The following is a 26,501-nucleotide window of genomic DNA, read 5'->3' as shown; positions in this document are numbered from 1 at the left end:
TATCATTTATACTCGATGATCCGCATGGCACTGCCCCTGAATCGGCGCCAGTGAAATGTTAACATGCCCAGCATGTTCGGAATCTTCGAAAGTGTGATCAGCACCGCATGCCGCCGTGCTTCCGCCGCCGGCAGACCTTCGCGCACCAATCCCTTGGACGTGCGCCACCAGTTCAGCCCATAGACGCCCAGCACGAGCAGTGGCACCAGGATCGACACGAGCAGCAACCCCAGTACCGCAATCACGGGCAGGACGAAGCCGTAGAACCACACGCGCTTGCGCTCCTTCACGAAATACTCGGGATGCAGCCAACCGACCTGCGCGAAGCCGTGGCCACTTCGTACCGCCCGCTGCCACCACTGGCCAAAACCGGTCATCGCTGCATCGTGACGCGTCATCTCCAGTGGCAACCGCTCCATCTTCCAGCCCTTGCCACGGATTCTTACGCAGAATTCGTCATCCTCGGCGGCGATAACCGTCGGGTCGAAACCGCCCGCCTGCTCGAACGCCAACCGGCGTACCATCATGTCACCACCGCAGGTCAGGATCGGCCCGGCCGGGCGGCGCCATTCAAAGTCGCAGAGCTGATTGTAGATGCTGGCATCGCGGTGAATCTCGCTGCGCCAGCCCGTGACGATGCCAAGTCCCTCGTCCGCCTCCAGTGCCGCGCGTGCCGCCGGTAGCCAGCCCTCGACCAGCGCGCAGTCGCCGTCGACGAACTGTACGAAGTCCACCGCCATCCCGCGCTCCGCCAGAGCCTCGAAGCCCGCGTTCCGCGCCCGCGCCGCAGTGAAAGGCTGGCTCATGTCCAGTTCCACAACCTCCGCGCCCGCCGCGCGGGCCGCCGCGACGCTGCCGTCCTTCGAGCCGCTATCCACGTAGACCAGCACATCGGCCACGCCCTGCATCGAGGCAAGGCAGCGTTCCAGCCGCTCGCCCTCGTTCCGCCCAATGGCCACGGCCGCGACGGTCATGGCCGCAAACCGGGCTTCGGCCCGTCCTCCACGTAAGCCGCCAGCAGCCGCCCCAGCCAAGGCACTTCATGCGCAAGGTTGAACTCGGCCTCCACCTTTGCGCGGCCGGCCTCGCCCATCTCGCGTCGCAGGCCGGCATCCTCCACCAGTGTCGTCAACGCCTCGGCCAATGCAGCCGTGTCTCCCGGCGGCACCAAAAGGCCGCTCACCTTGTCCTCGACCAGTTCGGGAATGCCTGCCACACGGCTCGTCACCACCGGCAGGCCCGCGGCCATCGCTTCCATCAGCACCACCGGCACGCCCTCGGCAAAGCTCGGCAGCACCAGCATGTCGGCCTCGGCCAGCGCCTCGGCCACCGCGTCCTGGCTCTGGTAGCCGAGGAATTTCACGCGGCCGCCCAGTTCCCGCGCCTCCGCTTCCAGCGCCCGCCGCTCCGGCCCGTCACCGATCAACACCAGTTCCAGTTCCGGCACGTCGCGCAGCGCTTCCAGCAGCACCGGCACGCCCTTCACCGCCGCCAGCCGGCCGATGAACAGTGCACGCACAGGCCCCCTGCCGCGCCGCTCCAGTGCGTAACGCTCCGGGATGACGCCGCAATGGACAATGTGCATCCGGTGCCAATGCTCACGCCCGGAAAAGTTCATCCCCTGGCTACGACAGAAATGGCTGATGCAGGCCACGAACTTCGCACGCGCGATCTTCTCGTCCAGCCGCCAGTGCTCAGGCGCATAGAAGATATCGGGTCCGTGCATCGTGAAGGAATACCCGATGCCACTCACCTCCTGCATCAGCATCGCGACGGTGCAACTGGCCTTGGCGATGTGATTGTGCAGATGCACCACACCCTTCTCGTGCAGGTACTCCCCCAGCAACACCGCTTCAGCAAAATAGAAGAGTTGGTAGAAAAAGCCCTTCAATCCGGCAGGTCGCGTTTTCAACGCCAGTCTAAGACCCGCGAAATAACGCGCCGGCGCACGGCGCATAGCCGCAAGATGCGCCTTCAGCAGCCGCAATGGCCGCTTGGCCGCCGCCAGCACGTAGAAGGTCGAGGCCGCCTCGGCCTTTTGCTCCGGCCCGACCAGATGCTCCACGCCCGTCCGGCGGATCGAGCAGGTGAACACCTCGACACCCTGCGCCCGAAGCCCTGCCACCTCGCGCTGGATGAATGTGTCTGTCGCGCGTGGATACTCGCCCGTCAGATAGGCGATCGGCCCCCTGAATTCACTCATCCCAGGCCTCACGCAGCGCGTCGGAGAATTCGCGGCTTGGTTGCCAACCCAGCCGCTCGCGCAGAATCTTGTTGGGGTAGGTCAACGGCTTCATGCGTGCATCCAGCACCGGCCGACGAAGCAGCCCGGGCAATTTCGCGCGAAGGCCATCGGGCAAATAGGCGATCAGTTTCGACATCAGGCTGAATATCCCGTAAGGGAGGACAACCGCCTTCAGCGGCCAGCCACTGCGTTGATGCTCCGCCACGAAAGCGCTGCGCGTTGGCAGAACGCTATCCACCACGTTGCAGAATTCTATGGCACCATCCTTCGGTGTCACCTCGGCAGCCAACACCATCGCCTCGGCGCAATGCTCCACGTGCGAAAGCGGCACCTCTCCGCCTCTGCCCACCTGCAACAGCAACGGCCCCAGCCCGATGCCGAGATGCGCGTTCCACGCCCTGCCCGGACCGTAGACCGCCCCGGGTCGCAATATCCAAAGCGGAAACCCGTGTTTCAGCGCCGCTTTCTTGACCATGTCTTCCTGTGCCAGCTTGCCCCGGCAATAGGCGTCCCGCATGTCCGGATGCGTTTCCAGCGGGCTCTTCTCCGTCAGCGACCCACCCACCTGCAGGCCTGTCGCGCCATAGACGGAAAGAGAGCTGACCAGCACCAACCTTGGTGCAGCGCCATCGCGCCCAAGCATTGCCGCTATCACCGTCCTGGTACCCGTGAGCGTGGCGCCGGACTGTTCCGCATCATCGCCGCCAAGCTTTGCCGCGGCATGGATTACCACATCCACAGGCTGCATCGCCTCGGTCAGTGTCTTCTCCGCACCTTTTGCGGCTAGGTCCACGACCACGGTCATGATGCCGCCGTCAGCCGCCCAAGCCTTCGGCGCAGCCTCGGCCCGGCGCAGGACAGCCACCACCAGGTGCCCGCGCTTGCGTGCTGCAGCAACCGCCCGCTCCCCGATGAAGCCGGAGGCGCCGGTGATCAGCACCGTCATCCTGCCCATGGCATCGGCTCCATCAACTCACAGCGTGTTGTCATCTCCTGCGCCCCCGAATGTGCACCTGCACCCTGAATCGCCAGCGTCACCTCGTTGAGATGTAACGCAAAATCGGCAGAAAGACGGCAATCCCGCCCTTCTGTTAGCGCTTGCAGCATTTCCATCGGTCCCAGGGCGAAATTCATGCTCGCGGCGCCCCACCGGCCAACCTTCGGATGGGTTTCCTTCGTGTCCAGCCTCACCTTTCGCCCGACCGGCATATCCACCAGCCGTCGCCGCAACGTGAAGCGTCGGTGAAACTTCACCGGTGCGGCGTTGTTCCACGCCTCTTTCACCGCCAGTGTGCCCTTGTCACCGACCACCCGGATCTGGTGGTCGTGCGGCGCAACAATGGTACAGGTAAGACGTGCCACCATGCCGCCTTCAAAGAAGAGCGTGGCGATAGACACGTCCGGCGCGGTTTCCTCCCCCGGAACCTTTCCAGGAACCACAGTGGCCGAAGCGGCGACAACGGTCTTCACCGGTCCGAACATCGCCATCAGCCATGTCAGGTAATAGCCCGCGTGCTCCAGCGTGCACCCGACGCGGAATTCATCCTCTGCTGGCCACGGCGCGCCACTCTCGCTCGTCCACTTGTCGTATGGCGCCTGCGAAATGAAGCCGTCATCAAGTTCGGCGTACACCAGCCGTGGAGTTCCCGCCACACCCTTCCGCACGGCCCGTGCCAACGTCTGCGCCGTCTCTCCCAGCACGCTGCAAGGGGCGGAGGCCAGCAGCAGCCCTTTCTCACCGGCCAGCGCATGCAATGCCCGCGCATCGTCCATCCGTGTCGCCAGCGGCTTCTCGGAATACACGTGGAATCCGGCCTCAAGGGCCGCCGAACTGACGGCGAAATGCGCGTCCGGATTGGTCAGGTTCAGCACAATTCCGCCTTCCGGCAGAGCTTCGAAGAGCGCTTCGCGCGACTCCATGGCCTTCAGGTTCCAATGGTCGCAGAAGGTCTTCAGCCGCGCGTGATCCAGGTCGTAGACACCCACGATCTCCGCCTCCGGCATCGTCCGGAAAGATCCCATATACAGATCGGCGACAAAGCCGCATCCGATGATCGCGAATTTGCTCATGCAAACATCTGCCAGCCCAACTTTGCGGCCCTTTACAACTTACTTTCGAAACCCGCGCCATGTAGCACCGGCCTGACTTTCTGCGCAACGACACAGGCTGTCGAAGACTGGATTTTCTGCACATTTGAGCACCAAACCACCAATTATTGTGCCATGCGGTACAATTTCCGCCACATTCCAGCGTAGAAGAAACAGGCAATATGCAAATCGTCACGGCTGCCGGGACGAAGTGTTCGACAATCCACTGAGGACGGGCTAGAGCCGAGGTGGGTTGCATGAGCGGGCGGATATCCTCCCGTTCCTGTGTGGAGTTTGGTGTGGATTTTCGTTTCGACAGCCAGTTGATAACCGTCAACATGCCCGATCGCGCGGCACTGATGGCGGAAGTGGCGTCACGATTCCAACGGCGTGAGGGTTTCGCCCTCGCGACCATCAATCTCGACCACCTCGTCAAACTCCGCGCCTCACCCGTCTTCGCCGAGGCTTATGCCAGGCAGGATCTCGTTTGCGCCGACGGCAACCCGATCGTCTGGCTTTCGAAGCTTGCGGGCAAGCCGGTAACTCTGATGCCGGGGTCCGATCTCGTGCTGCCTCTGGCCCGCCTCGCAGCAGAGTCGGACATGCCCCTCGCCCTTGTCGGCAGCACCGAAGAGGCCCTTGCAGGTGCCAAGGATGACCTTGAAGCCAAGGTTCCCGGCCTGCGCGTCGCTTATGCGAAGGCGCCGCCAATGGGGTTTGAGCCTGGCGGGCCGGAGGCCGAGGCGATTCTCAGGGAACTGGATGCCTCCGGCGCCCGCCTCTGCTTCATCGCCCTCGGCGCGCCCAAGCAGGAAATCTTCGCGGCATTTGGTCGGACAATCGCCCCGTCGGTCGGTTTCGCCTCCGTCGGCGCCGGTGTCGACTTCCTTTCAGGTCACCAGCAACGCGCGCCGCTCTGGGTCCGCAGAATCGCCATGGAATGGGTGTGGCGCATGCTTTCGAGCCCCAGGCGGCTGGTACCGCGATACGCCCGATGCCTGGCCATACTGCCCGGCGAACTCATCGCCGCCATGCGCCAGCGCGCGGCCACATCGGGTTGACCGGCAAATGACGACCATCCATTCCGGAAGCATCGCGCGATGAGCAGGCTTGCCTCCATCCTCAAGGACAATTCGCTGTTCGCAAGGGCGATGCGCAGTTCCTTCTGGACGATCTTCGGCTACGGCACTTCCCAGATCCTGCGGCTTGCCTCCAACCTCATCCTCACGCGCATCCTGTTTCCGGAAGCGTTTGGCCTGATGGCGCTTGTCATGGTGGTGATGCAGGGTCTCACCAACTTCTCCGATGTCGGCATCAACACCTCGATCCAGCAGAACAAACGCGGCGACGACGAAGATTTCCTGAACACTGCGTGGACATTGAACGTTATCCGCGGCCTGTTGTTGTGGCTGCTGACCGTCCTCGTCGCCGTGCCGATCGCCAACTTTTATGAGGAACCGCAACTGGCGCAACTCATCCCCGTCGCCGGCGCAATTCTCGTCATTCAGGGCTTTTTCCCCACCAGGCTCGAATCCGCCAACCGCCACCTCAACCTCGGGCGCGTAACTCTGCTGGAAATGGCAATTCAGATCATCGGCATCGTCGCCACGGTCCTGTTCGCCTGGTTGCTGCAATCTGTTTGGGCGCTTGTCATCGGCGGTATCGTGGGTGCGGTATCCAAGATCCTCATTTCCAATGTTTTCGTGCCGGGAACGTCCAACCGCTTCCGGTGGGAACGTGACGCCGTGCGCGATCTCGTCGGGTTCGGCAAGTGGATATTTCTGTCCACCGCCTTCGGCTTTATCCTGTCGCAGGGCGACAAGATCGTGCTGGCCAAGTACCTGACCCTCAGCAACCTCGGCGTTTATAATATCGGCTATTTCCTTGCCAGTTTCCCGCTGCTGCTTGCAACTTCCGTCGCCTGGCGCATCCTCATTCCAATCTACAGGGAGCGCCCGCCCGGCGCATCTGCCGAAAACTTCCGCGGTGTCCGCAAGATGCGCTTTGCACTCACCGGCGGGATCGTGTCCATGCTGATCGTCGCCGGCTTTGTCGGCGTGCCGCTGGTCCACCTGCTCTACGATTCACGCTACTACGCCGCCGGGGCGATGGTGGTCGGCATTGCCGTCATGCAAATTCCGATGGTCATCATCATGAGCTACGATCAGGCGGTGCTGGCCGCGGGCGAATCCCGCTACTACGCCGCACTCGTCTTCGCCAAGGCCGTGCTGCAAATCGGCGGCCTGATCCTGGGCATCCACTATTTCGGCTTGCTTGGCGGCATTGCCGGTCAGGCCATAGGCATCGTGCTCGTCTACCCGATGGTCATATGGCTGACCCGCCGCGCAGGCGCATGGGATCCGCTACATGACGGGGTCTTTGCCGCAGTCGGCCTCCTGTTCGGCGGACTCATCGTCTGGACGAACCACGCCGATCTCCTGACTTTACTGGACATCGGCAGCTAGGCTCGGTCGGTCTCGCTCGGCAGCTAAATTACGGCGTGCCGTCAGTACACCCGGCCGCGACGCTTGCGCACACCTTCGGCCATGTTCAGCACCACGCCAAGCAGCGGCGCCTTGTCCTCGAGGCGGCGCTCCACTTCGCGGATATCCTCTGCCTTTGTGGTGTGACCGCCAGAGACCACCAGCACACCGTCCACACGGGAGAGGAAGGTCATCACGTCCTCGAAAACCAGCATCGGCGGCATGTCGAACAGCACCACATCGGGTTTCAGGGCGTCCTGCATCTTGGCAATAGTCTCCTCCGTCTTGTCGGAGGACAGCAGATCCGTCGGTTCCGCCATCGCCTTGTCATTCAGGCCCACGGCTAGGTTGTCGGCAACGCGTATCAGGTGCGATTCCGGCGCCAGACCGTCATAGAGATACTCGTTGAACGGCCCCGGCGCCCGCACGCCCAGAACGGAGCCAAGCTTGGGATTGCGGAAATCCATATCGTACAGAACGCTGCGCAGGCCTGTTTGCCGCGCACAGCTCATCGCAAGGTTGGCGGCAAGGAAGGTCTTGCCGCAGCCCTTGGTGGGCGAAGTGATGGCGACGCGGTTCCAGCCGTTGTCCTTCAGGGCCTTCACCATCCGCGCCCGAAGCATGTCGAATGACTCCATCACCGGCGTAACTTTGTCGCCCGTGAGAATTCGATTGCGGGCCAGGTGACGCTGCTTCAGCTGAACCTGCGTCAGCGCCTCCCAACCGGCCCCACCGCCAATTTGGGCTTCCATGACCGGTGGTTGGCTGCTGTGCCCCAGCACAAAAGAGCGAACCCGTTCCGCATGCGATGCGTCGCGGACGATCTCCGCGTCTTCTACCTTGTCGTTGGCCGCCTGCCGTGGCGATCGCGTAATTTTATCTTCCGCCAAAGAAGCCTGTCTTTCCGTCTGCGCCTGCAACACTCTACCCCCTGCCGATGGAACACATATCCGTCGGCGATGAACCACTTACCAAACCGCAATCACGATTATGCCACGCGGCTTCCACCGCGCGGCTCTCGCGCCACCATTAAGACTTATGCCCCGGTTTGCCTATCTGAAACGCACAAATTTGCTGAAAAAAGGGCGGCCCGACGCCAGACAGGCAAATACTGGAATATCTGCCGAAAGCTTGGTCAGCCACCGGTTCACGAAAGCCCCTATTGCGCCAGTCGGGCCTCGTTCCAGACGGTCCATTCCCGCTGCTTGGCCACCAGTCCCATGGATTTGGCAATAAGGAATGCCCCTGCCCGACTGACAGGTTTGACCATCGGCGCATCGGTGTGGGCCTGAAGAACTCTTCGGCTGCGCTGTGTCTCGAAGCGCTCCATCATGATCGACAGCATGGTGGCGCGATAGGTCTGCAACTGGCGAAGATAGTCCTGTGCAAACTCCGTATGCGCTCCAGCAGGTGCCACGGCCATCACCGCCAGTGCCGCCCGGCAGTCCGCCGCCAGAACCACCCGAAACGTCCCCACCCGGTGATGGGCGACATCATTGAATGCAACACCATCAAAGTAACGACAGGTCTCCTCGAACGAGCCGGCCTTGGCCGGTGCGGCAAGGCCCAACATTCCCAGGACCATGGCTATGAGGGCGTTTCGGAACATCATCGGCATCACTAATCCTCCTCCCGGATCAGGATATCCAGAAAAGTGTCATTAAAGTGTTACAACCTGCACAAGCTCACCCATGTGCCCCTTTTCCAACAGCCCGCCAGCGCCGGCCGATGCCAGGGGCCTTGCCAAATCCCGCCTGCTGCGTCATTCCGAACTCATGAACAAACCGTCCGATAATCCGGCAGATCCGTTCAAGAAGGCTCTGTCCGAGGCAACGCGTGCGCTCGCCAACGATGCGGAGCTTGCCGTCAGCTATTCCGTCGATCCGCCGGGTCTGACGAACGAGGGCGCACGCCTCCCGCAGGTCACCCGCCGGATGACCCGCGACGAGGTGCTTCTCGCCCGTGGCACCGCCGACGCCTACGCGCTCCGAAAGCGTTTTCACGATCCGGCCATGCATAGCCGCTACGCCCCCGAGGGCGAGGTGGCGCAGGCCCTCTACGAAGCGATGGAAACGGCCCGGTGCGAAGCGGTCGGTGCCCGCGCCATGCCCGGCACCGCAGGCAACATCGACGCAAAGATCGATGCGGAATGCAAACGCCGCGGCTATTCGCAGATCAAGGATTCAGCCGAAGCCCCACTGGCCGAAGCCGCGGGTTTTCTCGTCCGCCATCTCGCCACCGGGCGCGAATTGCCCGACGGTGCGCAGAACGTCATGGAACTCTGGCGCGGTTTTCTGGAGGGAGAGGCAGGCGATGCCTTCGCCAATGTCGATGCCACGCTCGAAGACCAGCGCGCATTTTCCAAACTCGCCCGCCAGATCATTTCCGATCTCGGCTACGGCGATCAGTTGGGCGATGATCCTGACCTCGACAACCAGGAGGAGGAGTCCGCCGAAAACCAGAACGACGACGAGGAGTCGACGGAGGACGGACCCGAGGACGACAACGAGAATGATGAGCAGGAAGGCTCCGACAGCCAGGAAGCAGCTGAGTCGGAGGAGAGCCAGCAAGCTCAGGTGAGCCTCGACGAGAACGAGGATGCCGAACTTGGCGAGGAAGTGGAGACCGAGAACGGCGAGCCGCAGAATGATCGACCGCCGCCGCCACCTATCTCCGAGGCCGATCCCGGCTATGCCGTTTACGAAACCAGGTTCGACGAGGAAATTCCCGCCGAGGAACTGGCCGATCCGGCAGAGCTCGAACGCCTGCGCGCCTATCTCGACCAACAACTTGAGCCGCTGAAGGGCGCGGTCTCGCGACTTGCCAACCGGTTGCAACGCAGGCTTCAGGCGCAGCAGAACCGAAGCTGGGATTTCGACCTTGAGGAAGGCACGCTCGATGCCGGCCGCCTGGCCCGTGTCGTTGCCAACCCAACAACACCGCTCTCCTTCAAGCAGGAGACGGACACCGAATTCCGTGACACGGTCGTCACCCTGCTTCTCGACAATTCGGGCTCCATGCGTGGCCGCCCGATCTCGATTGCCGCGATATGCGCCGATGTGCTCGCCCGCACACTCGAACGCTGTCAGGTGAAGTGTGAGATCCTCGGCTTCACTACTCGCGCCTGGAAGGGCGGGCAGGCCCGTGAAAAGTGGCTCGCCGACGGACGAGAGCCGCTGCCAGGGCGCCTGAACGACCTGCGCCACATCATCTACAAATCCGCCGACGCTCCATGGCGCCGCGCCCGGCCTAACCTTGGGCTAATGATGAAGGAAGGTATCCTGAAGGAGAACATCGACGGTGAGGCGCTGGAATGGGCCCACCGCCGGATGGTCGGTAGACCGGAACAACGCCGCGTTCTCATGGTGATTTCGGATGGTGCACCCGTCGATGACAGCACCCTGTCGGTCAATCCGGCCAGCTATCTCGAAAAGCATCTGCGCGACGTAATCTCGATGATAGAACGCCGCCGCGCCGTCGAACTGATCGCCATCGGCATCGGCCACGATGTCACCCGTTATTACGAGCGGGCGGTGACGATCACGGATGTGGAACAATTGGCGGGCGCGATGACCGAACAACTAGCGTCCCTGTTCGAGACGGAAACGCGACGCGGCCGGCGCCGCGCAATCTGAGGGAAAGCCCGTTCAGCCGGCCTGACTGACGGTGCCGGCTTGATCCTGAACAGGCATGCACTGCACCTTACCGAGATACTTCAGGCTCATGGTCGGAAGGACGATCCGGCTGGAGACGGGGGCTGAAAACGCCAGCGCCTTTTCGAGGATCTTGGAGAAACCTGTCTTGTCTTCGGGGGTCGTCTCGCACTCGGTCATACCAATTCTCCTACACACTACATGAACTCGGCACAGTCTGGTATTCCGGAACGCTCGCCCGGCCCAACTGTACACGGGCCATGAACTACGTCCTTGCAGTCAATTTACGCCAAATTGAGGCAAATGTTAAGTATACTTAAGGCGAGGTCGAACTATTCAGCCCCAACAGGCCGTCTGAGACGGGTCAGCACGCGACCGTCGATCGCCGCCAGACCGGCCCCGATGAACGCCATGCCCAGCAGATGGCGCGGCTCCAGCACTTCACCCAGAAACGCCACGCCCAGCAAAATCGCACTCACCGGGATCAGGAAAGTCACCAGCAACAGGTTGGTGGCTCCGGCAACGGCCAACACCTTGTAGAAAATGATGTAGGCAAGTCCTGTAGACAAGATCGCCAGACCCACAAGTGCTAGTATGACGTCACCTCCCGGCATGTGGAGTTGCCATGGCCTGTCCACCACTAACATCAGCGGCAAGAGCACGGCGGTGGAGCAACTGACCTGCCCCGTGGCTGTCACCACCGGGTTAACGCCGAGCCGTGCAAACCGCCGCCCGAAGACACCGGAAAGTCCGTAACAGAAGGCAGCGCCCAGCACTGCGACCACGCCCCAGATTCCCTGGCCGCCCGCCAGCAGATTCCCGCCCATCATGACCGAAACGCCCAAAAATCCGGCAATTACGCCACCGAAGCGTGCCGGCGTCAGCTTTTCATCCGGCGTCAGAACATGCGCGATGACCACGCCGAACAAGGGTGTCGTCGCATTGAGGATGGACGCCACGCCCGAGGCGATCTGAGATTGGCCGTAGACGATCAGGCAGAACGGCAGCACGTTGTTCAGAACACACATCCCCAGGAATGCCTGCCAGACCTCGCGTCGCCACGGCACCGTCAGACGCATTACCAGTACCACGGCCCACAAGAATACCGCTGCCATCGCCACCCGCAGGAATACAATCGTCAGCGCCGGCAGATGGCCGACGGCCACCCCGATGAAGAAGAAACTTCCACCCCACAACAAAGAGAGGATCACAAGCAGTGTCCACGAGCGTAGATTCATCTGGTGTTGAATGGACATGCGCCGCACTATGACGCGGCGCACCAAGCCTTGCGACCCGAAACTTGCCGTTTGCGAAAGGAGCCCGCACATGATCCCGATACTGGACTATTCCCGCTTCACTGGCAGCGACAGCGCGGGTTTCGTCGCCGATTTCGGCCGCGCCTGCCGCGACACCGGGTTCGTCGTCATTGCCAACCCGCCCGTCTCCTCCACCCTGCGAACCCGCGCATTCGAGATGAGCCGCAGCTTTTTCGCCAGCCCCCTTGCCGACAAGGTGGAGATGTCGATCGCCAGATCCCCGCACAACCGGGGCTACAGTCAGGTGGGAGAGGAATTTCTGGACGAGAAAAGCGGGATCCGCGACAGCAAGGAAGCCTTCAACATCGGTCTCGACCTGGCAGAGGACGATCCGCGCATCCTCGCCGGAGAGCCGTTCCGGGGCGTCAATCTCTGGCCTGACCTTCCCGGTTTCCGCGACACCATGCTGGCCTATTTCGACGCGGTCCACGCTTTCGGCGTCCAGTTGCATCGCGCCATCGCCCTCGATCTCGGCATAGAGGAAGACTTCTTTGCCGGTCATCTCGACCAGCCACTCGCCACACTGCGCTTGTTGCGCTATCCCGCCGCCACGGGTGCACCTGGTGAAATCGGCGCAGGCGAGCACACGGATTACGGCACCATCACCCTGCTCACCACCGACGGCGTTCCCGGTCTGCAGGTCCGCCCCCGCGACGGTGCGTGGATCGACGTGCCGCAAGTGGAGGACGCCTATATCATCAACATCGCCGACTTGCTGATGCGCTGGTCCAACGATGTCTATGTCTCGACACCGCATCGCGTCCTGCCACCGCCAGCGGAACGGTATTCGCTGGCCTTCTTCCTCGATCCGAACCCCGACAGCGTCATCACCGCCCTGCCCGGCACCGGTGCGGCCAAATATCCGCCGGTCACCGGCGCAGACTACCTCGCCAGCCGCCTGAACGCGACCTATGAGCACAAGTTCGGTACGTAGGAAAGCCGATCAGGCGGGGCTGTAAGGGTCGATCGGCTCCGGCTTGCGCCGGATGATGAAGAAGAACAGCCCCACGACCAGCAGCAGCGGTGACAACGGGGCCGTCAGCAAGTTCAGCAGGACCGGATCCCACAGGTATTGGAAATCCAGCCCCTGGGCCCAGTTCACCACGCTTGTCAGGGTCGATGGGCTCAGCCCCTCCCACACGGTTCGGGTCTCCACCATGAACAACGGCTCCCCTTGAGCCGCGGATGTCTTCCAGTCAAGATACGCGCGCCAACCCGCCAACAAGAAAAATACCAATGCCAACATAGAACGCATTTTCGGACCCTCCAGAGGCTTGCCACGGCTCACTCTGTGCGGACAATATGGCAAACCCGCGGCAGCGCAAAACCCCGCATTTCCCGTCAATTCGCCCTGTTGCAGAAAGATCGCTATGTTTCAATCCTTTACCGCCTCGACATCAGCCTCCGACAGTGCGCCGCGCCTCGCCGATTTGCGCAAAAAATTGGCAAAATCCGGTGTTTCAGGCTTCATTGTCCCGCGTTCGGATGCACATTGTGGCGAGAATGTGGCGCCAAGGGATGAGCGTCTTGCCTGGCTCACAGGGTTTACCGGCTCCGCCGGCCAGTGCATCGTTCTGGCCGATCAGGCAGCGATCTTCATCGACGGACGCTACACCCTCCAGGTACGCAGCCAGACCGACGGCGCCCTGTTCAGCTATCATCAAATTCCGCAGGCCACCCCGGCAAAGTGGCTGACTGAAGCATTGCCGGAGGGTGGGCGCATCGGCTTCGATCCGTGGCTGCACGGCCAGCGCGAAATCGAGGCGCTGGAAAAAGCACTGACGCCGAAGGGCATCACCCTCGAACCCTTGCCGGAAAACCCGGTGGACAGCATCTGGCCCGATCAGCCGGCCCCGCCCCTCGGCAAGGTGGCCGTCTTTCCGGACGTGATCGCCGGCAAGACCCATGCCAGCAAACGGCAGGAAATAGCCGGAATCCTGAAGGCGGAGGGCGTCGTCGCCACCGTCCTCACCCTGCCCGACAGCATCGCCTGGCTTCTCAACATCCGCGGTTCCGACATTGCTCGCACTCCCGTCGCCCTCGGCTTCGCCATCCTCCATGCCGATGCCACCGTTTTGCTGTTCATGACAGGCGCGAAACTGGATGAAGACGTGCGTGCGCACCTCGGCCCCGACGTCACGATTGCAGAGCCGGAGGCCTTCCCCGCCGCTCTGGCGGCCCTCACCGGCCGCGTTGCGCTCGACCCGGGCACCGCGCCATTGGCCGTCAAGGCGGCGCTCTCCGCCGAAATCCACTGGATGCGCGATCCGTGCATCCTGCCAAAGGCCTGCAAGACACAAGCCGAACTTGCTTCGACGCGCGAGGCCCATCTGATCGATGCCGTCGCCATGGCCCGTTTCCTCGCATGGCTGGATGAGGCTGCCCCATCCGGCGGCCTCACCGAAATCGACGCTGTGCGCGAACTGGAGTCGCTCCGCCGTGCCGGCAACACCCTGCAAGATATCTCGTTTGAGACGATCTCCGGCGCCGGCCCAAATGGCGCTATCGTCCATTACCGGGTGACCGAAGACAGCAACCGTCCCATCACGCCGGGCGATTTGCTGCTGATCGACAGCGGCGGCCAGTATCTCGAAGGCACCACGGACATTACCCGCACCGTCGCCACCGGCCCCGTGCAGCCGGAGGCACGCCGGGCCTTCACACTGGTGCTGAAAGGAATGATCGCGATGTCGCAGGCGCGCTGGCCGGAGGGGCTTGCAGGCCGGGACCTCGATGCGCTGGCCCGGATCGCCCTCTGGCAGGCCGGCATGGATTACGACCACGGCACCGGCCATGGCGTCGGCGTCTATCTCAGCGTCCACGAAGGCCCGCAAAGCCTTTCACGCCGCGGCACCGAAGCCCTGAAACCGGGTATGATCCTCTCCAATGAACCGGGCTACTACCGCGAGGGCGCATTCGGCATCCGCATCGAGAACCTGCTGGTGGTGGAGCCACCGGAGACGCCTTCAGGCGGCGACCGCGCGATGCTGGGCTTCGAGACAATCACCTTCGCGCCTATTGACAGAAGGCTGATTGATCCCGATCTTCTATCCACAGCGGAACGGGACTGGCTCAATGCTTACCACGCCCGAACCGCGGCAATCGTCTCTCCCCGTGTAGATGACGCAACTGCCGTATGGCTCACCAAGGCCTGCGCACCCCTCTGAGCCGTTCCGGCAAGAGGCTTTCGTGACAAGACTGTCACAGAAACTGCATAAGGCTTCGTCCCAAGGCGAAGCGGGAATAACGGCAGCCATCAAAGCCAGCCGACAGGAGGAACAGCAATGACAGGATCTGCAATGACCGAAGCCCATATCAGCGTCACCAAGGCCGAAGGCCGCTGGGTGATCCGTGCCGGCGGTGCCATCCTCGGCGAGAGCGGCAACGCCCTGATGCTGGAAGAAGGCAACCTGCCTTACGTGATCTACTTCCCCCGCGAAGACGTCGAGATGGCTTTCCTCGACCCTTCGGATCACCGAACCACCTGCCCCCACAAGGGTGAGGCAACTTACTATACAATTGTCGCCAAGAGCGGCCCGATCGAGAACGCCGCCTGGTCCTACGAGGACCCGAAGGAGGATGTGGCCCGCATCAAGGACCATCTCGCGTTTTACAGCAGTGATCGGGTAACCGTCGAACAGATTTGAACTTCCGGGGCGCGGCAGGATCACCCTTGCCCGCCTCCCCGCATTCGGCTCATATGTTGACGTTGTCAACTCATGTGGTGATCCCGGCAAATGAATGAACCTGACAGCACCGTCGCAACCGTTCGTTCCTTCAACCGCTTCTACACCACTCTGGTCGGCGCCCTAGGGGAGTCACTGCTCGCCTCGGGTCTCGCCCTGCCCCAACTCCGCGTCTTCTACGAGATCGCGTCGGCCTCTGAGAGCGAACCGCCCGCCGCCAGCGATATCGCTACCCATCTGAACATGGACGCAGGCTATCTAAGCCGCATCCTGTCCACTCTGGAAGCCAAGGGCCTCGTCAATCGAACCCCGTCACCCGGCAATGCCAAGCGGCTTGCCCTCACGCCCACCGGTGCCGGCAGCATCCTCTTCATGCAGGTGGACAAAGCCTCCGCGGCCGAGATCGAGGCCCTGATCTCCCCTCTTTCCGCACCCCAACGTCGGGAACTGACTGACGCAATGGCCACCATCCGCCGCCTGCTCGGCCCTCCGACGCAACCGGCGGCCTTCGTCCTCCGCGATCCGGTCCCCGGCGACCTGGCCCTGATCACCGCAGCCCAGGCGCAGCTCTATGCGCAGGAATACGGTTTCGACTGGCACTTCGAGGCTCTGGTCGCACGGATCACGGCCGAATTCATCGACGGTTTCGATCCCCGACGCGAACGCTGCTGGGTCGCGGAGAGAGAGGGGCAGATCATCGGCTCGGTCTTTGTCGTCCAGCAAGACGAACATACGGCGAAATTGCGCCTCCTCTACGTGGACCCTTCCGCACGTGGCCTGGGCCTCGGCCGCCGCCTGGTCGGGGAATGCCTGCGCTTCGCCCGCACTGCCGGCTATGGACACATGACCTTGTGGACCAACAAAAACCTCACCGCCGCCCGCCACATCTACCAGTCCGCCGGTTTCGAACTGATCAGCGAGGAGTCGCACCGGAGTTTCGGGAAGGATCTTGTCGGCCAGTACTGGGGCCGCGACCTCTGAGCCAACGCTCTGCACCCGGCTCATCCGTCTCGACATCATCGCATTCCAGTCTCAACCGCACCGGCGGCACGCGTTCAGGAATGCTCCTCCCGCGCCGTCTCCGCCAGTGCGCGGTTGTAGGCCTTCAGCGCATCGACATGGAAAATCGCACCAATCAGCTCATCGCCATCCTCGCCCGCCGTTACGACTGGCAGAAAATCCTCTCCCACCCGATCAAACAACGGCAGTGCCGTCTCCAGCGTGTCGCTCCGCCGCAGGAACACGTCCTGATCGACCAGTTCCTGGCACATGGTGTCGGAGACACTGCCCTCGCCGCCGCGTACTCGCATCAGCCGCCCCACCGAAATCGTCGCCGGCAGATAGGCTTGCGGGCCCGCAGCCAGATGCACGCCCCGCCGCTCGATGGTAGCGAGGAAGAAACTGCGATCCACCAGCCGCGAACACAGCGACGACGACAGCGACACCGCAACCATCACCGCCAGCCCCGTCTGCCAGTCGCCCGTCAGTTCGAACACGATCAATGTGGTGGAGATCGGCGCCCCAAGTACTGCAGCCGCCACCGCGCCCATTCCGGCCAGAGCATAGAGTCCGACCGCGCCGGAGACAGCGGGAAAGATCGCCGTGGCAACATAGCCGAAGGCCAGTCCAGTCAACGCCCCGACCATCAACGAGGGTGAGAACACGCCACCGCCCATGCGGCCGGCGACGGTGATCGCCACCGCAATGATCTTGACGGCGACGAACGCCACCGCCGGCCATATCAGGATATTGCCGGTCAACGCTCTTGTGGTCGTCTCGTATCCGACACCGATGATATGTGGAAATGCAACGGCGATCAGCCCCAGCAGCAGGCCGGAGACTGCGGGCCGCAACCAGCGCGGCATACCAGTCTGCTCCTGCACGAGATCCCCCAGATCTTCCGCTGCGATGATCCCCCAGATCATCACTGCCGCCACCGCCCCGCAGATCAGACCAAGGATCATGAACGCCGGTAATTCCACGTAGAAGGCCAGCGTGTGCGCCGGAAGCATGAACTCCGTCACATCGCCCACCAGCAACCGGGCCACCACCGCACCGGCGACGGAGGCAATCACGATCGGCGCAAAGGCATGCACCGCGAAGTGTCGCAGAACCACCTCAAGCGCAAACAGCGCCCCGGCAATGGGTGCGTTGAATGATGCGGACACCGCGGCGGCTGCGGCACAGCCCAGCAGGTCACGCCCCGTCATGCCATCCGCATTGATCCTTTCACTGATCCAGGAGGAAATCACCGCGCCGATGTGCACTACCGGCCCTTCACGCCCGGTAGACCCGCCGGTACACAGCGTCACCAGCGAAGCCAGGGCCGAGGCCAGTCCGGCCCGCATCTCCACGCGTCCGTCACGCAGCGCCGCACCCTCGATCACATGGGCGACCGTCCGGGCGCGTCCGTCCGGCGTGAACAGGTGCAGGATGAACCCCACCACAAGCCCGCCCAGCACCGGGATGATCACGATCCATGTCCAGTGCAGTTCCGCGGCATGGCTGGCCAGCGCCGCATCGTTTTCGCCGTAAACCGTTTCCTGCAACAGGATGATCGCCTGCCGGAAGCCCACAGCCGCCAGCCCCGCCGCAGTGCCCAGCACCAGGGCGATCAGCCAGAACTGGATCTTGCCACTGCCGCGCCAGCGGATTTCTTCCCAACCGCGCAACGCCTTGCGGCGCCCTCCCCGCCAGTAGCGCGAAACATAGGCGGCCAGCGCGTCCCTCATGCCTCAGCCTTTCCGGCGAATGCCGATCTTCTGTCCCATCTGCGCCGGCCGATCCAGCCCGCCATGATCCGCCAGCATTCGCTGCATCCGCGCCAACGCCCAGTCCGGATAGGGGGTGCTCCGCCGCGTCGTCAGGTCCACGTTCATCAGCATCTGCTCGCAGGTCGCCGCCAGCGTGCCGTCCCGCTTGCGCATTTCCAGCATCAGATGCAACCGCTTGGCATCGCAATCGACCAGTTGCACCGCGATCGAAAAAAGTTCGCCCTCCAGCAACTCCCCAAGGTAGCAGATCATCGATTGCAGCGCGTAAGGCCCCTGGCCAGCGGCAGCCACATGCGCCTCTCCGACACCCAACTCGGTTTCCAGCATCGCGTCCACAGCCTTGTCGAAGGCCATGGTGTAGTAAGCGACGTTCATGTGGCCGTTATAGTCAATCCAATCCGCGGGCACCGCCCGTTCCGGCACCACCACCGGCGCAGCATAGGGTCCGTCGTGCCCGGTCCTGACATCGGATGACATATCGACCTTCCATTCGTCGGTATCTTGCGCCAAAACCCTCCTACCGGAGGAAACATTATGACCATAGAAACCGCGATCGAGGCCGTCCGCAAGGTGCTCGGCCCGAGATTGGAAACGACTGAGGCCGCAAGGTCGCTCCACGGCCAGAACGAAGGCTATTATCCCGTCACTCCGCCGGACGCCGTTGCCTCGCCAGAGACCACTCAGGAAGTTTCCGAAATCCTGCGCATCTGCAACACCGAAGGCTGCCCGGTCGTCGCTTGGGGCACCGGAACCTCGCTGGAAGCGAACGCGCTGGCCCTGCGCGGCGGGATCTGCCTGGACATGAGCCGCATGGACAAGGTGCTTGATACTCAACCCGAGGACATGCTCGCCGTCGTCCAGCCCGGCGTCACCCGCGAAGCGCTGAACGAGGAATTGCGCGCCACCGGCCTGTTCTTTCCCGTCGATCCCGGTGCCAACGCCTCGCTTGGCGGCATGGCCTCCACCCGCGCATCCGGCACCACTGCCGTCCGCTACGGCACCATGCGCGAGAACGTCATGGCGCTGGAAGCGGTGCTTGCCGACGGTCGCATCATCCGCACCGGCAGCCGTGCCCGCAAATCCGCCTCCGGCTACGATCTTACCAAGCTGTTGATCGGCTCGGAAGGCACGCTCGGCATCATCACGGAACTGACGCTTCGACTCCAGGGCCAGCCAGAGGCGATTTCCGCCGCTGTTTGCGCCTTCCCCGATGTTGCCTCTGCTGTCGACACCGTGATCACAACCATCCAGATGGGCGTGCCGATGGCGCGGATCGAACTGCTCGACGCCGTACAGATCAAGGGCCTGAACCAACACTTCAACGCCACGATGGAGGAAGTGCCGCAGCTCTTTCTCGAATTCCACGGCTCCGACTCCGCGGTGAAGGAACAGGCGGAAATCGTCGCAGAAATCGCCGCAGACCACGGGGGCAAGGGATTTGAGTGGTCCACCCGGCCAGAAGACCGTTCGCGCCTCTGGAAAATGCGCCACAACGCCTATTTCGCCGCCAAGGCTCTCCGCCCCGGCTGCCGGGTGGTGACCACGGACATCTGCGTCCCGATCTCGAAACTGGCGCAGGCCATAGCAGACACCCAGGCAGACATGGCAGGCAGCACCGTCAAGGGGCCGATTCTGGGCCATGTCGGCGACGGCAACTACCACACCGCCCTGCTGGTAGATCCCGACAACCCGGCGGAACTGGAAGAGGCCAAATCCCTCGCCGCCCGTATGGCGAAGCGGGCACTGGCGGTCGGTGGTACCGTCACCGGCGAGCATGGGATCGGTGTCGGCAAGATGAAATTCATGGCCGAGGAACATGGCCAGGGCTGGTCTGTCATGGCCGACATCAAACGCACGTTTGATCCGCGAAACATTCTCAACCCCGGCAAGGTCGTGGAGATCAACTGAGGCGCAATCGGCGGGACGCGCACCAGCGGCGGGTGCCACCGGCAAAAATCAGCCAATCGGTCGCGCCGGGTCACTGCGCTGTGAATGGACCGGAGGCGAAAATTGTGCTTTGGATTCCGGCAAAACACATCAATTCGAGAGCAGGTCCATGAGTCTCACACGCCGTCAGTTCACCGCCCTCGGCCTTGCCGCCGCTGGTACCGCACTTGCCGCACCCGCCTTCGCGCAGGTTGCCGAAGTTCCGTCAGACACCGGCGGCGTCAAACGGCGCATCTCCGGCTTCACCGTCCGCAAGTGGCAGGACCATTTCGAGAACCTCGACAATGGTGCGATCCTCTGCGACACGGAGGCTCGAACAGTCTATTTCTGGGGCTCTGATGGTGTCACCACCCGCCTCTATCCCAGCTCCGTTCCCCTCACCGACGAACTCACCCGCCGTGGCCGCACGGAGGTGACGCTGAAGCGCAACGGGCCCGAGTGGCGGCCGACTCCGTCGATGCTCGAACGCAATCCCGATCTGCCCACCTACGTCGGCCCGGGCCCACAGAACCCGCTCGGCACCCGCGCACTCAACCTCTCGTGGCAATACTACCGCATCCACGGAACCAACGATGTCCGCAAGATCGGCCGTCGGTCCTCCAACGGCTGCATCGGCCTGTTCAACGAGCATATCGAGGAGCTGTTCGAACTCGCCGAGATCGGAACGCAAGTCGTCCTGCTCTGATGATCCCGCTTTCCCGCCGCCCATGCCGCCAGCCGGCATGCGGCGGGACGATCCTCAGCCCTTCAGCAGCACCTTCGCAGCGGATCGTGCTTCATCGGTGATAACGTCACCCGCAAGCATCCGCGCGATCTCGTCAACACGCTCGTCCGCCTCCAGTGGTGCCACGCGCGTCGTCGTCACACCGTCCGTCTCGGACTTCGCCACACGGAAATGATGCGCCCCAAGCGCCGCCACCTGTGGTGAATGCGTCACCACCAGCACCTGGGCGCCCGTAGCCACACTCGCCAACCGTCGACCAACTGCATCCGCAGTCGCGCCGCCGACGCCCCGGTCGATCTCGTCGAAAATCATCGTCAGCCCGGACATGCCCCGTGTCAGGCAAACCTTCAGGGCCAGCAGGAACCGCGACAGCTCCCCGCCCGAGGCGATCTTGTTCAGGGGTCCGGCCGGCGCACCCGGGTTGGTCGCCACCGTGAAGGTCACACCGTCCACGCCCTCCGGCCCCGGCTCGGCCTCGGACAGCACCGTTTCGAACACCGCCCGTTCCAGCTTCAGCGGCGCCAGTTCCGCAGCCATCGCTGCATCAAGTCCGGCGGCAGCCTCCGCCCGTGCCGCAGTCAGCGCCGCCGCCTCCGCTTCATATTGTGCCCGCGCCGTGTCCCGCGCCTTCGCCAGTCCCGCAATGTCGGCCTCGCCGCCCTCCAGGTCCGCCACCCGAGCGGCAAAATCATCGGCCAACCCAGGCAAGTCGTCCGGCAGGACATTGTGCTTCCGCGCCAAACCCCGAATGGCGAACAGACGCTCCTCCACCCGCTCGAGTTCATGCGCATCATACCGCAGGCTTTCGCCGAAATCGGCCACCGCCCCCTGTGCCTCGCCCAGTTCCACCAGCGCCCGGCCCAAAGCCTCTATCGCCGCGTCCAGCCCGCCCTCGGCCCGCCCCGCCGCGTCTTCCAGCCAGCGCATCGCGTCCGAAATCCGCCCTTCGGCCCCCTCGAACCCCAAGGCCTGATCGGCCTTGGCCACGTCGACGGCAATCTTTTCCGCCGCTTGCATCAGCCGTCGCCGCGCGTCGAGATCCTCCTCCTCGCCCGGCTCTGGTGAGAGATCCGCCAGTTCCTTCGCGGCATGGCGCAGATACTCGGCATCCCGCGCCGCTGCATCCAAGGCCGTTCGCCGGGCCGCCAGCGCCTTCTCCGCCTCGGCCAGTGCGCGCCATGCCGCCCGCACCTTGGCGCGCATGGCATCGGTGTCGCCAAACGCATCCAGCAATGTTCGATGGCCCTTCGGATCCAGCAGGCCACGGTCGTCATGTTGTCCATGCAGTTCCACCAGCACGTCCGACAGGCTGCGCAACACCTCCGCCGAAACCCGCCGATCATTGACGAACCCTCGCTTGCGCCCATCCGTCGAATTCACGCGCCGCAGCAGCAACTCGTCACCCACAGGCAGGTCGGCCGCCGCCAGGATTGCCCTCGCCGGATGGTCAGCCCCAAGCTCGAATTCGGCCACCACCTCACCGGCTTCGGCACCTTGCCGCACAATATCCGCCCGGCCGCGCCACCCCAGCACGAAGCCGAGAGCGTCGAGAAGTATGGATTTGCCCGCACCAGTTTCGCCTGTCAGCACATTGAGGCCTGCGCCGAACTCGAGATCCAGCGCGTCGATCAGCAGGACATCTCTAACGCTCAGGCTGCGCAGCATGGCCAGCCCGCGCGGCTCAGAGCCACTTGCCCTGGATAACCTGGCGGTAGATCCGCGTCAGCCACCCCTGGCCTTTTGCCTCGGCTTCCAGCCCCTGCGCTGTAAGCAGCTTGTAGCTGTCCTCGTACCAGGGCGAACCCTGATAGTTGTATCCGAGAATGGCACCCGCCGTCTGCGCTTCGTCGAACAGGCCCAGAGACAGGTAGCATTCAATCAGCCTGTGCAGCGCTTCCGCCGTATGCTGGGTCGTCTGGAAATCCTCAACCACCACCCGGAACCGATTGATCGCCGCCGAGAAATGCCCCTTCTTCAGGTAGTAGCGGCCAACCTCCATCTCCTTGCCGGCCAAATGGTCAAGCGCGAGATCGAATTTCAGTTCTGCCGATTTGGCATAGTCGCTGTCGGGATACCGCTCGATCGTCGCCCGCAATTCCTGCAAGGCGTCGAAGGTCGATGCCTGGTCACGGGTCACATCCACGATCTGGTCGTAGTAGCTCAACGCGATCAGGTATTGCGCATAGGCGGCATCCTCGTCGGCCGGGAAGAAATCGAGATAGCGTTCGGCCGCTGACCGGCTTTCCGCAAAGTAACGAGCGTCGTAATAGGCAAACGCCGACATCATCATCGCCCGCTTCGCCCATTCGGAATAGGGATAGAGTCGCTCGACCTCATCGAACATTCGCGCCGCCCGCAGCGGCCGGCCTTCCTCAAGATCAAATTCCGCTGTCAAAAAAAGCTCTTCGGCGGACCGCGATTCCACCGGAACTTCCGGTTCACCGAAAACACCGCAGGCGGCGACGGACGCTACAATAAGAAAGCTCGCCAAACCCTTGAGAATTCTACGGCACACAGAAGTCATCGGCCCATTCTGCCCTCGATAATCCACGGGTGCTGCAGCACCTCTGCGAGGTGCATAGCACAGGTCAGAACGGGAGTGAAAGAGGATCACGTGCGCCGGGAGACCCTTGTGGTCACCCCGCCTCAGCCGACCTTGGCGAGGTCGGACGGACGGATCCCGAAACCGGGCAGGCGCCGTGTCTGTTCTTCAGTGCAGGTCACCACCTCGAAAGCACCAGGCGTCGCGAACAACGTGCGCAGCAACCGGTTGGAAGGGCCGTGGCCCGCTCTCTTGCCCGTGTAGTGGCCGATGATCGGCATTCCCGCCAGCGAAAGGTCACCCAGCGCATCCAGCATCTTGTGGCGCACACACTCGTTCGCCCGGCGGAAGCCGCCGGGGTTCAGTACATCGCCACCCTCGACGACGATGGCATTGTCCAGCGAACCGCCCAGAGCCAGCCCCGCCGCCTGCATTGCATCGACATCGGCACGGCGGCAGAAGGTGCGGCAGTCGGACAGCTCGCGCACAAAGGTGCCGTTCTGCATGTCGAAGGAAGCATCCTGACGCCCGATGGCAGCATCCGGAAAGTCAATCTCGAAACTGATGCGGAATCCCTCGAACGGCTCCAGCCTTACCTCGGCATCGCCTTCCCGGTGCTCGACAGTCTTCAGAATGCGCAACGCCCGGATCGGTGCCCGCTGCTGAACCAGCCCTGCGGCCAGGATCTCGCGCACGAAGCGTTTGGCACTGCCATCCATGATCGGAACTTCCGGCCCATCAATATCGATCAGCACGTTGTGCAGTCCGCACCCGGCGAGCGCGGCCATGAGATGCTCGACCGTGGAGACGGAAACGCCGGCCGCATTGCTCAGCCGTGTGTTCAGACGCGTGTCGGAGACGGCATCGAACTTCGCCGGAATCAGGTTGTCCCGCTCCCGCTCGTCGGTGCGGCGAAACCAGATGCCATGATCGACGCTGGCCGGGTGCAACGTCAGGCGCGCGGGCCTGCCAGAATGCAGACCCGTGCCAACGAACTGTACGTCCTGTGTCAAACTTGTCTGCACTGTACCGCCTCTTTCTTCCGCGCCTCCGGCAGAATTTCTCTCCGCGTTACGCAATCGCTCATCTGTCGTTTACGTTTCACGGGCAAGATCGTTCCAACCGTGCCGCTGTTTTTTGTCTTCAGGTCCCCACGATCCGAAGCCCCTGCAGTCTACTGCTCGCTGCAAATGCGAACAAATCAAGCTTTGTGACCCTTTCCTACAGTTTCGTCACAAACTGTAACGGACTTCCAAAAGCAAAGGGCGGCCCGCAAGCCGCCCCTCAAGCTATTGCTATTGCAAGGATAATTCCTCAGTTGGCCTGCCTGCGGAGGAAAGCGGGAATCTCGTTGCGATCTCGCGGATCGGCCGGAACATCCTGGTCATGCCGCTGCGCCGGGGCGCTCATCGGCGGCTGCGCCACCCGTTTCTGAGGGCTGCGTTCCTCGCGTGTGCCCGGCTGGCCGGTCATCCGGTGGATCAGACTGTTGATTGCGAAGCGGTTGCCCTCCTCGCCGTGCTGGCGGTTGCCGTGCTGCGGTGCAGTCGGGGCGTGCGCCTCGGGCACCTTGGCCACGGCCGCCTGCAGACGACGCAGAGCCTCCGGCGTGGGTTCGCCCGGACGACGCGGGCGCTGAACCTCATCACCCGGCTGGTGCGGTGTCGGTGCGACTGCCGCGGGAGCGGGCGCCGGTGCTTCCTGCGGTGCCTCGGCTGCCCGCTCTTCGAAGAAGTCAGGTTCCGTCGGGCGTGCGCCATGCTGGTCGACAAAGGCCGCGCCCGCCGGCACCTCCGGCTCTTCCATAACCGGCTGGTGCACTTCTTCCACGATTTCCACTTCCGGCTCCGGCGCTGCCACCGGTGCCTCGCGACGGCGCGCCGCCTCGGTGGAGCGGCGTGGCGCCATCGGAACGTCCCGCTCACCTTCCAGCACGTCGATGCCGGTAGCGACGACGGAGACGCGCATCTTGCCGTCCATATCCGGGTCGAGCGTCGAACCGACGATGATGTTCGCGTCCGGGTCTACCTCGCCGCGAATGCGGTTGGCCGCCTCGTCCAACTCGAACAGCGTCAGGTCCATGCCGCCGGTCACGTTGATCAGCACCCCCTTGGCGCCTTTCAGACTGATCTCGTCGAGCAACGGGTTCGCTATCGCCTTCTCGGCCGCCTGAATCGCGCGATCCTCGCCCTCGGCTTCGCCCGTTCCCATCATCGCCTTGCCCATCTCGTCCATGACGGAGCGGACATCCGCGAAATCGAGGTTGATGATGCCGGGGCGGACCATAAGGTCCGTCACGCCCTTCACACCCTGGTAGAGCACATCGTCTGCCAGGCTGAACGCTTCGGTAAAAGTCGTCTTCTCGTTGGCGAGGCGGAACAGGTTCTGGTTGGGGATGATGATCAACGTGTCCACGACCCGCTGCAACTCCTCCACGCCTTCCTCGGCCTGACGCATCCGCTTGGCGCCCTCGAACTGGAAGGGTTTCGTCACCACGCCCACGGTCAGCACACCCATCTCCCGCGCCGCCTTGGCGATGATCGGGGCCGCACCCGTACCAGTGCCGCCGCCCATGCCGGCAGTGATGAAGCACATGTGCGCGCCGACCAGCTGATCGACGATCGCCTCGATGCTTTCCTCAGCCGCCGCCGCGCCGACTTCCGGCCGGGCGCCCGCGCCCAGTCCTTCCGTTACCTGTGCGCCAAGCTGCAACCGGCTCTGCGCCTGGCTCTGCTGAAGCGCCTGGGCGTCGGTGTTCGCCACCACGAACTCCGCCCCCTCCAGGTTTTTCTCGATCATGTTGTTTACGGCGTTACCGCCGGCCCCTCCGACACCGAAAACGGTGATGCGGGGGCGCAAATCATGCTGCTCGGGCATGGAGAGATTCAAAGCCATGTCTGGATCCGCCTGTATCAGTTTTATGTGTGCTGCTTTTGCCGCAGCTTTCGCTTTTCTGCCGATTCGGAGTGTATCGAACGATCGGCCAAGCGTCACTAATTTATTACACTGACAATGCTATATATTGTGAGCCGCCACAAAATAG

General features: G+C 62.9%; 24 protein-coding genes. 9 read left to right on the top strand and 15 right to left on the bottom strand.

The features are described from left to right. Window positions 1–2: 2 nt before the first annotated feature. From GO499_RS02185 to GO499_RS02170, 4 genes are read right to left on the bottom strand one after another with little or no spacing between them, the layout of a single operon-like run. Complete coding sequence (locus GO499_RS02185) at window positions 3–974, bottom strand: glycosyltransferase family 2 protein (protein WP_161860647.1); 972 nt, start codon at window positions 972–974, stop codon at window positions 3–5. Beyond that, complete coding sequence (locus tag GO499_RS02180) at window positions 971–2,203, bottom strand: glycosyltransferase family 4 protein (protein ID WP_161860646.1); 1,233 nt, start codon at window positions 2,201–2,203, stop codon at window positions 971–973. The genes GO499_RS02185 and GO499_RS02180 overlap by 4 nt, the downstream gene beginning before the upstream one ends. Continuing rightward, window positions 2,196–3,200 carry an NAD-dependent epimerase/dehydratase family protein gene (locus GO499_RS02175; protein ID WP_161860645.1) on the bottom strand — a complete coding sequence of 335 codons (1,005 nt, stop codon included), beginning with the start codon at window positions 3,198–3,200 and terminating at the stop codon, window positions 2,196–2,198. The genes GO499_RS02180 and GO499_RS02175 overlap by 8 nt, the downstream gene beginning before the upstream one ends. Continuing rightward, window positions 3,188–4,315 carry a Gfo/Idh/MocA family protein gene (locus tag GO499_RS02170; RefSeq protein WP_161860644.1) on the bottom strand — a complete coding sequence of 376 codons (1,128 nt, stop codon included), beginning with the start codon at window positions 4,313–4,315 and terminating at the stop codon, window positions 3,188–3,190. The genes GO499_RS02175 and GO499_RS02170 overlap by 13 nt, the downstream gene beginning before the upstream one ends. A 317-nt stretch (window positions 4,316–4,632) precedes the next feature. On the opposite strand from GO499_RS02170, the gene GO499_RS02165 reads away from it, so the two are divergent. Both GO499_RS02165 and GO499_RS02160 read left to right on the top strand, forming a co-directional pair. After that, window positions 4,633–5,394, top strand: coding sequence for a WecB/TagA/CpsF family glycosyltransferase (locus GO499_RS02165; RefSeq protein WP_161863806.1), 762 nt, complete (start codon window positions 4,633–4,635; stop codon window positions 5,392–5,394). A gap of 39 nt (window positions 5,395–5,433) precedes the next feature. Further along, complete coding sequence (locus tag GO499_RS02160) at window positions 5,434–6,798, top strand: oligosaccharide flippase family protein (protein ID WP_161860643.1); 1,365 nt, start codon at window positions 5,434–5,436, stop codon at window positions 6,796–6,798. A gap of 41 nt (window positions 6,799–6,839) precedes the next feature. Here the strand turns inward: GO499_RS02160 and GO499_RS02155 are convergent, their stop codons facing one another. Together GO499_RS02155 and GO499_RS02150 are read right to left on the bottom strand one after the other, a co-directional pair. Beyond that, entirely contained in the window at window positions 6,840–7,706 is an 867-nt protein-coding gene (locus GO499_RS02155) for a CpsD/CapB family tyrosine-protein kinase (protein WP_161860642.1), read from the bottom strand. 269 nt (window positions 7,707–7,975) lie between these two features. Continuing rightward, a complete protein-coding gene (locus tag GO499_RS02150; protein WP_161860641.1) occupies window positions 7,976–8,434 on the bottom strand; it encodes a hypothetical protein in 459 nt (152 codons plus the stop codon). A gap of 157 nt (window positions 8,435–8,591) precedes the next feature. Here GO499_RS02150 and cobT point away from each other — a divergent pair, with 157 nt between their 5' ends. Beyond that, window positions 8,592–10,451, top strand: a complete 1,860-nt coding sequence (cobT, locus tag GO499_RS02145) for a cobaltochelatase subunit CobT (RefSeq protein ID WP_161863805.1) — start codon at window positions 8,592–8,594, stop codon at window positions 10,449–10,451. Between the two features lie 12 nt (window positions 10,452–10,463). Here the strand turns inward: cobT and GO499_RS02140 are convergent, their stop codons facing one another. Together GO499_RS02140 and GO499_RS02135 are read right to left on the bottom strand one after the other, a co-directional pair. After that, window positions 10,464–10,649, bottom strand: coding sequence for a hypothetical protein (locus tag GO499_RS02140; RefSeq protein ID WP_161860640.1), 186 nt, complete (start codon window positions 10,647–10,649; stop codon window positions 10,464–10,466). Between the two features lie 152 nt (window positions 10,650–10,801). After that, window positions 10,802–11,725 (bottom strand): DMT family transporter, encoded by a 924-nt coding sequence (locus tag GO499_RS02135; protein WP_161860639.1) that lies wholly within the window; start codon window positions 11,723–11,725, stop codon window positions 10,802–10,804. Window positions 11,726–11,795: 70 nt separating this feature from the next. Here GO499_RS02135 and GO499_RS02130 point away from each other — a divergent pair, with 70 nt between their 5' ends. Beyond that, window positions 11,796–12,719, top strand: a complete 924-nt coding sequence (locus GO499_RS02130; RefSeq protein WP_161860638.1) for an isopenicillin N synthase family dioxygenase — start codon at window positions 11,796–11,798, stop codon at window positions 12,717–12,719. Window positions 12,720–12,728: 9 nt separating this feature from the next. Here GO499_RS02130 and GO499_RS02125 read toward each other — a convergent pair whose 3' ends face one another. Beyond that, entirely contained in the window at window positions 12,729–12,944 is a 216-nt protein-coding gene (locus GO499_RS02125; protein ID WP_161860637.1) for a hypothetical protein, read from the bottom strand. Between the two features lie 211 nt (window positions 12,945–13,155). Between GO499_RS02125 and GO499_RS02120 the strand changes: the two genes are divergently transcribed. The 3 genes from GO499_RS02120 to GO499_RS02110 all read left to right on the top strand — a co-directional run bounded on the left by GO499_RS02120 (window position 13,156) and on the right by GO499_RS02110 (window position 16,452). After that, on the top strand, window positions 13,156–14,952 hold the full coding sequence (locus tag GO499_RS02120) for an aminopeptidase P family protein (protein ID WP_161860636.1): 1,797 nt from the start codon (window positions 13,156–13,158) through the stop codon (window positions 14,950–14,952). A 117-nt stretch (window positions 14,953–15,069) separates the two neighbouring features. Further along, window positions 15,070–15,432, top strand: coding sequence for a DUF427 domain-containing protein (locus GO499_RS02115; protein WP_431309880.1), 363 nt, complete (start codon window positions 15,070–15,072; stop codon window positions 15,430–15,432). Between the two features lie 90 nt (window positions 15,433–15,522). Further along, window positions 15,523–16,452, top strand: coding sequence for a bifunctional helix-turn-helix transcriptional regulator/GNAT family N-acetyltransferase (locus tag GO499_RS02110; RefSeq protein ID WP_161860635.1), 930 nt, complete (start codon window positions 15,523–15,525; stop codon window positions 16,450–16,452). A gap of 74 nt (window positions 16,453–16,526) precedes the next feature. On the opposite strand, the gene GO499_RS02105 is transcribed toward GO499_RS02110, so the two are convergent. After that, entirely contained in the window at window positions 16,527–18,203 is a 1,677-nt protein-coding gene (locus GO499_RS02105) for a chloride channel protein (RefSeq protein WP_161860634.1), read from the bottom strand. 3 nt (window positions 18,204–18,206) lie between these two features. Beyond that, window positions 18,207–18,722 carry a thioesterase family protein gene (locus GO499_RS02100; protein WP_161860633.1) on the bottom strand — a complete coding sequence of 172 codons (516 nt, stop codon included), beginning with the start codon at window positions 18,720–18,722 and terminating at the stop codon, window positions 18,207–18,209. A gap of 57 nt (window positions 18,723–18,779) precedes the next feature. On the opposite strand from GO499_RS02100, the gene GO499_RS02095 reads away from it, so the two are divergent. Beyond that, on the top strand, window positions 18,780–20,153 hold the full coding sequence (locus GO499_RS02095; RefSeq protein WP_161860632.1) for an FAD-binding oxidoreductase: 1,374 nt from the start codon (window positions 18,780–18,782) through the stop codon (window positions 20,151–20,153). A 148-nt stretch (window positions 20,154–20,301) separates the two neighbouring features. After that, on the top strand, window positions 20,302–20,877 hold the full coding sequence (locus tag GO499_RS02090) for a L,D-transpeptidase (protein WP_161860631.1): 576 nt from the start codon (window positions 20,302–20,304) through the stop codon (window positions 20,875–20,877). A gap of 54 nt (window positions 20,878–20,931) precedes the next feature. Here GO499_RS02090 and recN read toward each other — a convergent pair whose 3' ends face one another. From recN to ftsZ, 4 genes are all read right to left on the bottom strand, one after another. Then, a complete protein-coding gene (gene recN / locus GO499_RS02085) occupies window positions 20,932–22,581 on the bottom strand; it encodes a DNA repair protein RecN (RefSeq protein ID WP_161860630.1) in 1,650 nt (549 codons plus the stop codon). A 16-nt stretch (window positions 22,582–22,597) separates the two neighbouring features. Beyond that, window positions 22,598–23,440 carry an outer membrane protein assembly factor BamD gene (locus tag GO499_RS02080; protein ID WP_161860629.1) on the bottom strand — a complete coding sequence of 281 codons (843 nt, stop codon included), beginning with the start codon at window positions 23,438–23,440 and terminating at the stop codon, window positions 22,598–22,600. 122 nt (window positions 23,441–23,562) lie between these two features. Beyond that, entirely contained in the window at window positions 23,563–24,483 is a 921-nt protein-coding gene (gene lpxC / locus GO499_RS02075) for a UDP-3-O-acyl-N-acetylglucosamine deacetylase (protein WP_161860628.1), read from the bottom strand. 289 nt (window positions 24,484–24,772) lie between these two features. Continuing rightward, the gene (ftsZ, locus tag GO499_RS02070) at window positions 24,773–26,353 is read right to left on the bottom strand and encodes a cell division protein FtsZ (protein WP_161860627.1); all 1,581 of its coding nucleotides are present in this window, start codon (window positions 26,351–26,353) and stop codon (window positions 24,773–24,775) included. Between the last annotated feature and the right edge of the window lie 148 nt (window positions 26,354–26,501).

The organism is Algicella marina (assembly GCF_009931615.1).
Taxonomy (GTDB): Bacteria; Pseudomonadota; Alphaproteobacteria; order Rhodobacterales; family Rhodobacteraceae; genus Algicella; species Algicella marina.
This window is presented reverse-complemented; position numbering and strand designations above follow the sequence as displayed.